Here is a 12764-nt window from a genome sequence, read left to right as displayed (position 1 = left end):
CGTCGCGCTTCGTATGGTTGAGCGCAGGAAGTCCTGGTACGGACCCCGTACCCTCCGGTGACGGAGGAAGCGGTCCCGGGCAGCCGCCCGGGACGAAGGCCCTCCGCAGGATGTCTCGCTCCCGAACGGAAACCGCCGCCTTGCCGTCCGACGTCCCCGCGCCCCCACCCTCGCCCTGGCGTGTCGCCCTGCCGCACTCGACTGCCGCGGTGCCGATCGCCCGCGCCCTCATCCGCACGGCGCTGGCGGATCTCGACGCCCCCGCGGACAGCGACACCGCCGAGTTGCTGACCGCCGAACTGGTGGCCAACGCCGTGGAGCACACCGACGGCGCGGGGCCCATCGAGCTGGTGGTCGAGCTTCTGGCGTCGGGCTGTCAGGTGGAGGTCCACGACCACGACCCGGGGCCGCCCGGCGATCTGTCCCGCCTGCTCCCCGGCAGCGCGGCGGACCCCTGGCAGGAACACGGCCGGGGGCTGCTCCTGATCCGCGCCCTCAGCTCCGCCTGCGGCCACCGCCCCACCGCTCACGGCAAGGCGGTCTGGTTCACCCTTCGGTCGAACCGGACGACGCCCGGTCCCGCGGGCTGACGAGCCGGGAGCGGCTGCGGCCGTATCCCGCGTACACCAGGGCTCCCACCGCCAGGAAGACCAGGAACTGCACCCAGGTCGTCCACCCGGTCCCGTACATCAGGTAGAGGCAGAAGCCGACGCCCAGGAGCGGGCTGACGGGGTACAGCGGCACCCGGAAGGAGCGCTTCAGTTCCGGATTGCGGCGGCGCAGTGCGATCACCGCAACGTTGACCACCGCCATGATGGCGAGCGTGCCGATGGTCGTCAGGTTCACGACGACGTCCAGGGACGAGAACGCGGCGGGCACGGCGAAGACGACGGCCACGATCCACGTGTTGGCGACAGGCGTCCGGGTCTTCGGCGAAACCCGCTCGAAGACCCGGGGGATCAGCCCGTCCCGGGACATGGACATCAGGATCCGGGTCTGGCCGTACATCACCGCGAGGACGACGGACGCGATGGCGACGACCGCGCCGAAGGCGATGATCCCGCCGCCGACGCTCGATCCGGTGACCTGGTCGACGACGAGCGAGAGCGCGGCCGGCTTGTCCCCCACGGCGTCCGCGCCCAGCGCGCCGATGGCGCCGAGAGCGACCGCGCAGTAGAGCAGCGTGACCACGCCGATGCAGATCATGATGGCGATCGGGATGTTCCGGCGGGGGTTCTTGACCTCCTCGCCCGCGGTGGTGATGGCGTCGAAGCCGATGTACGAGAAGAACGCCACCGACGCACCGGCGGTGACCCCGGCCATGCCGTGGGAGGCGAACGGGGAGAGGCGCCCGTCCTCGAACGCGGTGAAGGCGATCGCGCAGAAGGCGATGAGGATGCCGATCTTCAGCACTGCCATCGCGGCGGTGGCCCGCGCACTCTCCCTGATGCCGCGCACCAGCAGGGTGGCCGCCATCATGACCACGACGACTGCGGGCAGGTTGATCACACCGCCGTCCCCAGGTCCGGCGGAGAGCGCCGTCGGCAGGCTCCAGCCGACGAGGCTGTCAAGGAGTTCGTTGACGTACTGGCTCCAGCCGACCGCGACGGCGGAGACCGAGACGCCGTACTCGAGGAGCAGGCACCAGCCGACGAGGAACGCGACCCGCTCCCCCAGCGTGGCGTAGGCGAAGGAGTAGGAGCTGCCGGAGACCGGGATGGCACCGCCGAGCTCGGCGAAGGAGAAGGCGGTGAAGATGCAGGTGACGGCTGCCAGAACGAACGAGACCACCACGGCGGGGCCCGCCTCGGCGACGCTGTCGGACAGCCCGACGAAGATTCCGGTGCCGACGATCGCCCCGACTCCGAAGCACACGAGCTGGAACAGCCCCATGGTGCGCCTGAGGCCGTGCCCCTCCAGGTCGGCTCCGGACTCGGCGAGCAGCAGGTCGGGGCTCTTGATGCGCGCCCCGGTCCTGCGTGAGGGGCTCGGCGGGGTGGCGGTACTACTCATGGGGGGACGGGTTCTCTTCTCTGGCGGTGCGGAGGGGATGAGCCTGTGGGGGCTCGCATCCGGTCATGCGCTGCGGACCGCTGCACATGAAAAGGGGTTCGGGCGTGCGAGCCCGAACCCCACCAAGTCGCACCATCGTAGCGAATTGTCGTATGTTCACCCAATCGGGCGCATGTTCATGCGGCCGACGCGTCGCCGGCCAGCGTCGCGACGAGGACCGCCTTGATCGTGTGCATCCGGTTCTCGGCCTCGTCGAAGACGACGGAGTGCGAGGACTCGAAGACCTCGTCGGTGACCTCCAGCGACGACAGGCCGTGCCGCTCGTGGATCTCCCTGGCCACCTTCGTACCGAGGTCGTGGAAGGCCGGGAGGCAGTGAAGGAACTTCACGTCGCCGTTGCCGGTGGCGCGCAGGACGTCCATGGTCACGGCGTACGGCGCGAGGGAGGCGATGCGCTCGTCCCACACCTCCTTGGGCTCGCCCATCGAGACCCAGACGTCGGTGACGACGAAGTCGGCGCCCCGCACACCTTCGGCCACGTCCTCGGTGAGGGTGATGCGGGCACCGCTGGACTCGGCGAGCTCCCGCGCCCGGTCCACGACCTCCTGCGCCGGCCAGTAGGCGGTGGGCGCGACGATCCGCACGTCCATGCCCAGCAGGGCTCCGGTGACCAGGTAGGAGTTGCCCATGTTGAAGCGGGCGTCGCCCAGGTAGGCGAAGGTGATCTCGGGCAGGGGCTTGGCACTGTGCTCGGTCATCGTGAGGACGTCGGCGAGCATCTGGGTGGGGTGCCAGTCATCGGTGAGTCCGTTGTAGACGGGCACACCACCGCACGCGGCCATCTCCTCGACGGCCTGCTGACTGTCGCCCCGGTACTCGATGGCGTCGAACATGCGGCCGAGCACCCGGGCGGTGTCCGTCACCGACTCCTTGTGTCCGATCTGGGAGCCGGAGGGGTCGAGGTACGTCGTGGAGGCGCCCTGGTCGGCGGCGGCCACCTCGAAGGCGCAACGCGTGCGCGTCGAGGTCTTCTCGAAGATCAGCGCGATGTTCCTGCCGCGCAGCCGCTGTACCTCGGCACCGGCCTTCTTGGCGGCCTTGAGCTCGGCGGACAGGGCGACCAGGCCGCGGAACTCCTCGGCCGTGAAGTCCAGCTCCTTGAGGAAATGGCGGCCTGTGAGGTCTATGGCCATGGTGACTTCTCCTGGGTCGAGCTGAGGGCGTACGGACAATTATCCTGGAAGTCTATACGAGGCTCCGTATTGCTATACAGAGCATGTGCGGACGGGAGCGCAGGTCAGAACAGATGAGGGCTCTGTGCTCAGCCGGAGCGGCCGAGATTCGCGCGGAGGAGGTCCAGCAGGTTGCGACCCAGGATCTTGAGGACCGCGTCCTCGGGCACGCCCCGCTCCGTGAGGGAGCGGGTGATCAGGGGCAGGCCGCCGGGGCCTTCGAGTCCGGGCAGGGCGAGCTCGTCCGCATCCGCCGGACCCTCGCAGCAGCGACGGACGAGGTCCTGGTCGACCTCCTTGATGAAGTCGGGGCCGAGGCCCACACGGTCGATGCCGATGACGTCGGCGATGTGCAGGATGTGGTCGACGACGCGGTCGACGGTGCGCTCGGCGGGGTCGGCGGACAGGAACTCGGGATAGAAGTTCACACAGACCGTGCCGCCGGTCGCGGCGATCGCACGGAGCTGGTCGTCGGTGAGGTTGCGGTGGTGGTCGCACAGGGCCCGCGCTCCGGAGTGCGTGGCAAGCACCGGGCGGGTGGCAATCTCCAGTACGTGCGCCACTCCCGCGGCACCCAGGTGGGAGACGTCGAAGAGGACACCGAGCCGTTCCATCTCGGCCAGCGCCTCCACTCCCGCCGCGGTGAGCCGGCTGCCTGCGGCGTCCTCGGCGCTGCCGTCAGCCAGCTGTGTGCGGCCCAGGTGGGCGATGGACGCGATCCGCACGCCGAGGCGGTGCACCGTCGCGAGAGTTCGACGTCCGCGTCGAGCCCCGGCGCGCTCTCCAGGGCAAGGACCAGCGCGATCCGCCCGTCACCCAGAGCCGCGTCGATGTCCGTGCCGTCGAGGCAGAGGCGCACTTGATCACTGTTGTGTTCGGCGAGTGTGTGGGCGCACTCGATCATGCGGAGTGTCTGCCTCAGCGCGCCGTCGGGACGGTACTCGTCGTCGATGAAGACCGGGAGCACCTGGAGACCGACGCCGCCCTCGCGGAGCTGAGGAAGCCATCGCTCGCGGAAGAAGGCCCCCCAGTGCCGGGGCGGCCGCGCGGCCACCGCCATCAGGAGGTCGTTGTGGGCGTCGGCCACGAGGGCGCGGCGGTGCAGCTCGATGGACATACGAGGGCCTTTCCGATCACTTCCCCCTCATGCTCTCAGGTGGCACGAGCGGCTCGGCAGACCGCAGTCTCGTCTCTCCCGGCAGCCGTCCTCCCCGCCTCACACCGCATCACGCACCACGGGGCAGCTCATGCAGCGCGGACCGCCCCGGCCCCGGCCCAGCTCGCTGCCCCTGATCTCGATGACCTCGATGCCCTCTTCACGCAGGTATGTGTTGGTCGTGGCGTTGCGCTCGTACGCGACGACCACACCGGGCTCCACGGCCAGCACGTTGCAGCCGTCGTCCCACTGTTCCCGCTCGGCGGCGTGCACGTCCTGGGTGGCGGTGAGCACCCGGATCGTGTCGAGGCCGAGCGCGGCGGCGATGGCCCGGTGCATGTGCTCGGGCGGATGGTCGGTGACCTTCAGCTCGCGTGGGCCGGCACCGGGCTCGATCGTGTAGGAGCGGAGCATTCCGAGTCCGCCGTACTTGGTGAACGTGTCCCCGTCGATCATCGTCATCACGGTGTCGAGGTGCATGAAGGCCCGGCGCTTGGGCATGTCGAGCGCCACGATCGTCCGGGCCGACCCGGCGTCGAAGAGCCCTCGGGCCAGCATCTCCACGGCCTGAGGGGTGGTGCGTTCACTCATCCCGATCAGCACGGCACCCCGGCCGATGACGAGGACGTCGCCCCCCTCGATGGTGGACGGATAGTCGTCCTGGCCCTCCGACCAGTGGTGGAAGACACCCGCCTCGGGCCCGGTGAAGAGCGGGTGGTGCCGGTAGATCGCCTCGAAGTGCACGGTCTCGCGCTGCCTGGCCGGCCAGCGCATCGCGTTGATGGACACACCGTCGTAGATCCAGGCGGAGGTGTCGCGGGTGAAGATGTGGTTGGGCAGGGGGCTGAGCAGGAAGTCGTCCAGATCCATCACATGGAAACGGACGGAGGTCGGCTCGGCGTGGCGTTCCAGGAACTCCCGCTTCGTCATCCCGCCGACCAGGGCCTCGGCGAGCTCCCCGGCGGGCAGCTCCTCGAAGGCGGCGCGCAGATGCTCGGTGGCGAGGGGGCCGTACTCCTTCTCGTCGAAGACCCGGTCGAGGACGAGCCGCCTCGCCACCGGGATGTCGAGGGACTCCCGGAGCAGCTCGCCGAAGAGGTGCACCTCCACACCGCGGTCACGGAGCACGTCGGCGAAACCGTCGTGCTCCTCCCTCGCGCGGCGCACCCACAGGACGTCGTCGAACAGCAGCGCGTCCTTGTTGCTGGGTGTGAGCCGCTTCAGCTCCAGATCGGGGCGGTGCAGGATGACGCGGCGCAGCCGCCCGGCCTCGGAATCGACATGGAATCCCATGTCCTCATCCTCACCACGCGGAGCACCGTTCACCCTGCGAACCGCCACCTGATTCGGGCCGGGGCCGGGCGGGGCCCCGCAAACCCCCCTACAGCCGGGGGTCGACCGGCTCCGACTCCAGGGCCAGCACCGCGAATACCGCCTCGTGGATCCGCCATAGCGGCTCCCCGTCGGCCAGCCGGTCCAGCGCCTCCAGGCCGAGGGCGTACTCCCTCAGGGCCAGCGACCGTTTGTGGCCGAGGGACCGGGAACGCAGCCGCTCCAGATTGTCCGGCCGCGTGTACTCGGGACCGTAGATGATCCGCAGGTACTCCCGGCCGCGCACCTTGATGCCCGGCTGGACGAGCCCGCCCTTCCCGTCCCTGACGAGGGCGTCCAGCGGCTTGACGACCATGCCCTCGCCACCGCGGCCGGTCATCTCCAGCCACCAGTCGGTGCCGGCGCCCACGGAGGCCTCGTCACCCGTGTCGACGACCAGGCGCCGGGTGACCTGGAGCAGCCCGGTCGGGTCGTGCTCGACGAGGCGGTCGAGCCATGCCAGCTGCTCGTCGTGCGGTACGGAGACGAGGGAGCGGCCCTGCACCGCGAGGATCTGGAACGGTGCCATCCGGACGCCGTCGAGCCCTTCGGTGCTCCAGCAGTACCGGCGGTACGCCTCCGTGAAGGCGGCCGCGTCGGCGGCGCGTTCCCGCTGGCGGCCGGCCAGGGCGCCGACGTCGACGCCGCGGGCCACTGCGGCGGCCAGGGCCTCGTCGGCCACGGGCAGGACCGCACCGGCGGCCGCGCCCACCGCCGCGTACTGCGAGCGCAGCAGACCGGCGGCCTTGAGGGACCAGGGCATCAGCTCGGCGTCGAGCACCACCCAGTCGGTGTTCCACTCCTCCCAGAGCCCGGCGGCGGTGACGGCGGCGCGCAGCCGGCCGAGGACGAGCTCGGTGAGCGCCGCGTCGTCCAGGAACGGCCGCCCGGTGCGCGTGTACAGGGCTCCGGTGGGCCCTCCCCCACGGCCGGAGTCGTCAAATGTGTCCCCGGCACCGAAGCGCTCGCGGGCGGTGCCGGCGTCGCGGCAGACCAGCGCCACGGCGCGCGAGCCCATGTGCTTCTCCTCGCAGACGACTCTGGCGACGCCGTCCGCGCGGTACTGCGCGAAGGCCTCGGCAGGATGCTCCAGGAAGCCCGCCCTCCGGGAGGTCGCGGTCGGAGCCATGGTCGGCGGGAGGTAGGTCAGCAGCCTGGGGTCGACGGCGAAGCGGCTCATGACTTCGAGCGCGGCCGCCGCGTTCTCCTCGCGCACCGCGATGCGGCCCATGTGGCGGGTCTCCACGATGCGGCGGCCCTGGACATCGGCGAGGTCGAGCGGCCGGCCCTCCCGGCCCCCGGGGGCTTCGGTGGTCAGCGGCTTCACCGGCTCGTACCAGACACGCTCGGCCGGTACGTCGACGATCTCGCGCTCCGGCCAGCGCAGCGCCGTCATCTTCCCGCCGAAGACGGCCCCGGTGTCCAGGCAGAGCGTGTTGTTCACCCACGAGGCGACGGGTACCGGCGTGTGGCCGTAGACCACCGCGGCACTGCCCCGGTACTCCTCGGCCCACGGGTAGCGGACGGGCAGCCCGAACTCGTCGGTCTCCCCGGTCGTGTCCCCGTACAGCGCGTGCGAACGGACCCGCCCCGAGGTGCGCCCGTGGTACTTCTCGGGCAGCCCCGCGTGGCAGACGACCAGCCTGCCCTCGTCCAGGACGTAGTGGCTGACCAGTCCGTCGATGAACTCCGCGACCTCCTTGCGGAACTCGGGGTGCTCCGCGTCCTCCCGCTCCAGCTGCTCCACGGTCTCGGCGAGGCCGTGGCTGTGCTGGACCTTGCGTCCCTTGAGATAACGGCCGAGCTTGTTCTCGTGGTTGCCGGGTACGCACAGCGCGTCGCCCGAGGCCACCATCGACATGACGCGGCGCAGCACACCGGGGCTGTCGGGACCGCGGTCGACGAGGTCACCCACGAACACGGCGGTACGGCCTTCGGGGTGGGCGCCGCCCTCGTACCCCAGCTTGCCGAGCAGGGTGTCCAGCTCGGCACTGCAGCCGTGGATGTCGCCGATGATGTCGAAGGGGCCGGTGAGGTGGCGGAGGTCGTTGTAGCGGCGCTCCAGCACGACCTCTGCGGTGTCGGCCTCCTCCTCGGTGCGCAGGATGTGCACCTTACGGAAGCCCTCGCGCTCCAGCCCGCGCAGCGATCGGCGCAGCTCCCGGCGATGACGCCCCACGACATGGCGGGGCATCCCGGCGCGGTCGGGCCGGGTGGCGTTGCGCGCCTGACAGAGCTCCTCCGGCAGGTCCAGCACGATGGCGATGGGCAGCACGTCGTGCTGCCGGGCCAGCTGGACGAGCTGCTTGCGGCTCTCCGGCTGCACGTTCGTCGCGTCGACCACGGTGAGCCGGCCGGCGGCGAGGCGCTTGCCCGCGATGTAGTGGAGGACGTCGAAGGCGTCCCGGCTGGCGCTCTGGTCGTTCTCGTCGTCGGCGACGAGGCCCCGGCAGAAGTCGGAGGAGACGATCTCGGTCGGCTTGAAGTGCCTGCGGGCGAAGGTGGACTTGCCCGATCCGCTGGCTCCGATGAGCACGACGAGGGACAGGTCGGTCACGGGCAGTGTACGAGAGGTACCGGTCATGCGGCCTTCACCCCTTTCGTGGCCTCGCGGGACGTCGTCCCGTCGGCCGTGGTCATCGTGAACACGGCCATCTGTGTGGGAGGCCCCACCTCGGGGTCCTCCGGTCCCACGGGCACGAACCGCACCGTGTAGCCGTGGCGTTCGGCCACCTGCCCCGCCCAGTCCTGGAATTCCTCCCTGGTCCACTCGAAGCGGTGGTCCGCGTGGCGCACCTGTCCGGCGGGGAGGGTCTCCCAGCGGACGTTGTACTCGACGTTGGGCGTCGTCACCAGCACGGTCCGCGGTCGCGCGGAGCCGAACACCGCGTACTCCAGGGCCGGTAGACGCGGCAGGTCGAGGTGCTCGATCACCTCGCTCAGCACCGCGGCGTCATACCCCTTCAGCTGCTTGTCGGTATAGGTGAGCGCGCCCTGGCGAAGGGTGACCCGCCCGGCCTGCCGCTCGCCCATCCGGTCCAGCTTCAGCCGGCGAGCCGCGACGGCCAGGGCGCGCATCGACACGTCGACCCCGACGATCTCCGTGAACCGCACGTCTCTCAACAGGGCCTGTACCAACTGGCCCTGTCCGCATCCGAGATCGAGGACCCGGCTCGCACCGGCCGTCACCAGTGCCTCCAGGATCGCCGCGCGGCGCCGCTCCGCGAGCGGCACCGGCTTCTCCTCCGTGTCGGTGGTCTCGTCCACCGCGTTGTCGACGCTCTCCACCTCGAGGTCGTCCGACTCCGCCAGCCGCACCAGCTCGAGCCGTTCCATCGCCTGTCGCGTGAGACTCCAGCGACGGGAGAGATAGCGGCTGGTGATCAGCTTCTGCTCGGGGTGCCGCGCAAGCCAGCCCTCGCCCGCCCGGAGCAGTTTGTCCACCTCGTCGGGTGCGACCCAGTAGTGCTTGGCGTCGTCGAGCACCGGCAGCAGCACGTACAGCTCGCGCAAGGCGTCCGCGAGCCTCAGCTCCCCCTCGAGCACCAGCCGTACGTAGCGTGAGTCGCCCCACTCCGGGAACTGCTCGTCCAGCCGCACGGCCACGGCGTCCACCCGCGTCCAGCCGAGCGGCGCGAAGAGTGCACGCACCAGCTCCGCCCCACCGCGTGCGGGCAGCGCGGGCACCTCGATCCGCAGCGGCATCGTCTCCTGGGCCCGCTCGGGCATGGCCCGGCACACCCCGTTCAGCGCCGACTTGAACACCGTCGTCATCGCGACGGAGAGCAGCGACGACGCCGCGTACGGCCGGTCGTTGACGTACTGCGCGAGCGCCGCGTCGGGGGCTCCACCCCGGCCCTTGCCCTTGCCGCGCCTCACCAACGCCACCGGATCCACCTCCAGCAGCAGAGCTGCGGTGCAGCGCTCCGCGGACGCTTCGGGGTAGAAGACATGCGCGGTGCCGTGCGAGGTCGAGAACGTCTGCGCCTTGTCGGGATGCTTGTGCAGCAGGTAGCCGAGATCGGTGGCGGGACGCTCCGGGGTGCCGGTCGTGCTGATAGTCAGGAACACGTGTCCGAGTATGGTCCGGTGATCTGTCTCCCACCAGGCATTTTCACGCCCCGGACGACCGCAGTCGGTCTGCCAGCGCCGCGATGCCGGACGGGCCGACGCGGCAGCAGCCGCCGACCAGCCGAGCGCCGGCCCGCTGCCAGTCCCGTACCCTGCCCGGTTCGAATGTGGCTCTCCCGGTCCAGTCGCGGCTGTCGGCGTCCCACTCCTCCCCACTGTTCGGGTACACGACGACGGGCTTGCCGGTGGCCGCGGACGCCATCTCCACCGCACGGTCCGCATCGTCGGGGTCACAGCAGTTGACCCCGACGGCCACGACCTGGTCGATGCCGGCGACGAGCCCGAAGGCCTCCGTCAGGGGCTGTCCGGCCCTGGTCCGGTCGCCCGCCACGCTGTACGAGAGCCAGACCGGCACTCCGAGGTCCTGGACCACCCGGAGCAGGGCCTCGGCCTCGTCGATGTCCGGCACGGTCTCCAGGGCCAGTACGTCAGGGCCCGCCGCCGCCAGTGTCTCGGCCCTGGGCCGGTGGAAGCGCATCAGCTCCCGGACGGTCAGCCCGTACCGGCCCCGGTACTCGCTGCCGTCCGCGAGCATCGCCCCGTACGGTCCGACCGAGGCGGCGACCCAGCTCTCGCGCCCCGTCACCGCGCCCGCCCTGCGCGCCGCCGCCACACTGCCGGCCATCAGCTCGGCGGCCCGGCCCTTCCCGATGCCGCGCCGCGCGAACCCCTCGAAGGTCGCCTGGTAGCTCGCGGTGATGAGGACCTGCGCACCCGCCCGCGCGTACGCGGCGTGAGCGGCCTCGATCTGCTGGGGCGCATCGCTCAGCAGTCGGGCCGACCACAGGGCGTCGGACAGATCGCAGCCCTGCGCCTCCAGCTGGTTGGAGAGACCACCGTCCAGCAGGACGGTCCCCTCGGCGAGCGCGTCGCCGAGCGTTCGGCCGGGCGATGGGTCGGGCGATGGGTCGGAGGTCCGGGCGGTGTGCACGATTACTCCTTGCTGTCGACTGCATACGGTTGCCGGGCGATTCCGGCCGGTCCCGGCCCCCGCCGGGTCCCGGCGGTCCCGCCCGGTGCCACGTCCCGTCCGCGGCGGGACTCGCGGTCGCACCTGGTGCCGCAGCCCGGACGCAGGGACCCTCACGGTCCGCCCGGTGTCACACCCGGTCCCGCATCGGTCCTCGCGGTCCCGCCCTGCCGGAGCCGCGCCGCGTGGGGTCCACACCTGCCGGCCGGTCTCTTCCCGTCAGCCCAGCTGCGCCTGGACCTGCGACGAGATCAGCTCCAGATGCCCCAGGTCGTGCAGGTCCAGAACCTGGAGGTAGACACGTGAGGAGCCGATGGCGGCATAGCGGCCGATCTTGTCGACCACCTCGTCGGGCGAGCCCGCCAGCCCGTTGGCCTTGATCTCCTCCACCTCCCGTCCGATGGCGGAAGCGCGCCTGGCCACCTCCGCGTCGTTCTTCCCGACGCACACCACCAGGGCGTTGGAATACACCAGGTCGTCCGGGGCCCGACCGGCCGCCACGGCCGCTTCCCTGACCCGGCCGAACTGCTTCTCGCTGTCCTCGATCGACGCGAACGGGATGTTGAACTCGTCCGCGTACCGCGCGGCCAGACGTGGCGTGCGGACCGCGCCGTGACCGCCGATCAGGACCGGCACCTTCGCCTGAGCGGGCTTCGGCAGCGCCGGTGAGTCGGTGAGCTGGTAATACGTCCCGTCGTAGCTGAACGTCTTGCCGGTCTCCGTCTCCCACAGACCCGTGACGATCGCCAGCTGCTCCTCGAGCCGGCCGAACTTCTCCTTCGGGAACGGGATCCCGTACGCCTTGTGCTCCTCCTCGAACCAGCCGGCCCCCAGACCGAGCTCGACGCGGCCACCGGACATCTGGTCGACCTGGGCTACCTGGATGGCCAGCACCCCTGGCAGGCGGAAGGTGCCCGCCGTCATCAGCGTGCCGAGGCGGATCCGCTTGGTCTCGCGGGCCAGCCCGGCCAGAGTGATCCAGGCGTCGGTCGGGCCCGGCAGGCCGTCCCCGGAGCCCATACGCAGATAGTGGTCCGACCGGTAGAAGGCATCGAAGCCGAGGTCCTCGGCGGCCTTGGCGACGGTCAGCAGGGTGTCGTAGCTCGCCCCTTGCTGGGGCTCGGTGAAGATTCGAAGATCCATGTCTCCATCCTGCACCTTCGAACCGCCGCGCCCGTCTCCCCTGCGCTTCGGCCCCACACCCTCCTGCCCCGTCGAACACGCTCGGCACGCCCCCGGCCGCCCGACTCACGGCCGTCCCGCTCACGGCTGGTGGGCCACCGAATCCGCCGGTCCGTGGACCACTGATCCATGAACCACCGGTTCGTGACCGGGTCCGAACGGGCCGTCGCGCTCACGGTCCGGTTCCTGCCCGCTCTCCCGGTCCCTCTCCTGCTCGGCGAGCCGTCGCAGCATGCCGTGGACCCGGTCCACGGACTCGTCGACGGCGTCTATCGCCTCGATGCACTGCCAGTAGAGCCCTTCCTCCTCCGTGCCGCAGGCGACACCCACCAGAGCGATACCCGCTTCGCCCAGCAGCAGCACCAGTGCGGCCAACGCCCCTGAGAGCCGGGTCACTTCGGTGAGCTGCGACGCCCGCACACCCCCGGCCGGAACCATCGGGTGGTCGAGCACGGCGCTGCCCAGCGCGCAGGTCTCGCTGAGCCCCCGCGCGTCCGTCCGTAACTCCGCCGGCCCATACCTGGCCAGGTGTCCGCCGACCGCCCGGGCGAGGGCCTGGGCCTGCCACGCCTCCGCCATGACGGCCGGCACCCCCCGGCTGCCCGCCAGCGCGCTCCGGCCCGCCGCGATCAGTCGCTCCGCTTCCATGCGATTCCCCCGTCGCCGAGACCGCCCGTAGAAAAAACCCGCTCACCCCTTCATTACCCAC

The 12764-nt window shown here is 70.8% G+C and carries 9 protein-coding genes and 1 pseudogene; 1 reads left to right on the top strand and 9 read right to left on the bottom strand.

The features are described 5' to 3' along the window. Positions 1–140: 140 nt before the first annotated feature. Complete coding sequence (locus tag JOC24_RS19935; protein ID WP_205021695.1) at positions 141–590, top strand: ATP-binding protein; 450 nt, start codon at positions 141–143, stop codon at positions 588–590. Here the strand turns inward: JOC24_RS19935 and JOC24_RS19930 are convergent. The 9 genes and pseudogenes from JOC24_RS19930 to JOC24_RS19890 form a co-directional block, all read right to left on the bottom strand. Beyond that, positions 547–2013 carry an amino acid permease gene (locus JOC24_RS19930; protein ID WP_205021694.1) on the bottom strand — a complete coding sequence of 489 codons (1467 nt, stop codon included), beginning with the start codon at positions 2011–2013 and terminating at the stop codon, positions 547–549. The two genes, JOC24_RS19935 and JOC24_RS19930, sit on opposite strands and share 44 nt — an antisense overlap. Positions 2014–2189: 176 nt before the next feature. Next, positions 2190–3206, bottom strand: coding sequence for an ornithine carbamoyltransferase (gene argF, locus JOC24_RS19925; RefSeq protein ID WP_205021693.1), 1017 nt, complete (start codon positions 3204–3206; stop codon positions 2190–2192). A gap of 128 nt (positions 3207–3334) precedes the next feature. Next, positions 3335–4362 (bottom strand): annotated as a pseudogene (locus JOC24_RS19920) (dipeptidase). A 99-nt stretch (positions 4363–4461) separates the two neighbouring features. Then, complete coding sequence (locus JOC24_RS19915; protein WP_205021692.1) at positions 4462–5694, bottom strand: arginine deiminase; 1233 nt, start codon at positions 5692–5694, stop codon at positions 4462–4464. An 88-nt stretch (positions 5695–5782) separates the two neighbouring features. Beyond that, a complete protein-coding gene (locus JOC24_RS19910) occupies positions 5783–8356 on the bottom strand; it encodes a polynucleotide kinase-phosphatase (protein WP_205021691.1) in 2574 nt (857 codons plus the stop codon). Continuing rightward, positions 8353–9843, bottom strand: coding sequence for a 3' terminal RNA ribose 2'-O-methyltransferase Hen1 (locus JOC24_RS19905; RefSeq protein WP_205021690.1), 1491 nt, complete (start codon positions 9841–9843; stop codon positions 8353–8355). Before JOC24_RS19905 ends, JOC24_RS19910 begins: the two co-directional genes overlap by 4 nt. Positions 9844–9886: 43 nt before the next feature. Next, positions 9887–10834 carry a homocysteine S-methyltransferase gene (gene mmuM / locus JOC24_RS19900; RefSeq protein WP_205021689.1) on the bottom strand — a complete coding sequence of 316 codons (948 nt, stop codon included), beginning with the start codon at positions 10832–10834 and terminating at the stop codon, positions 9887–9889. A gap of 258 nt (positions 10835–11092) precedes the next feature. Then, positions 11093–12016: an LLM class F420-dependent oxidoreductase gene (locus JOC24_RS19895; RefSeq protein ID WP_205021688.1), complete on the bottom strand. Its 924-nt coding sequence runs from the start codon at positions 12014–12016 to the stop codon at positions 11093–11095. 120 nt (positions 12017–12136) lie between these two features. Beyond that, positions 12137–12703, bottom strand: a complete 567-nt coding sequence (locus tag JOC24_RS19890) for a DUF6099 family protein (RefSeq protein WP_205021687.1) — start codon at positions 12701–12703, stop codon at positions 12137–12139. Positions 12704–12764: the final 61 nt, after the last annotated feature.

The sequence above is a fragment of the Streptomyces sp. HB132 genome, assembly GCF_016909575.1.
In the GTDB taxonomy this organism is placed as follows: Bacteria; Actinomycetota; Actinomycetes; order Streptomycetales; family Streptomycetaceae; genus Streptomyces.
Note: the sequence above shows the minus strand (reverse complement) of the source record. Positions and strands in the feature narration are given on the sequence as shown.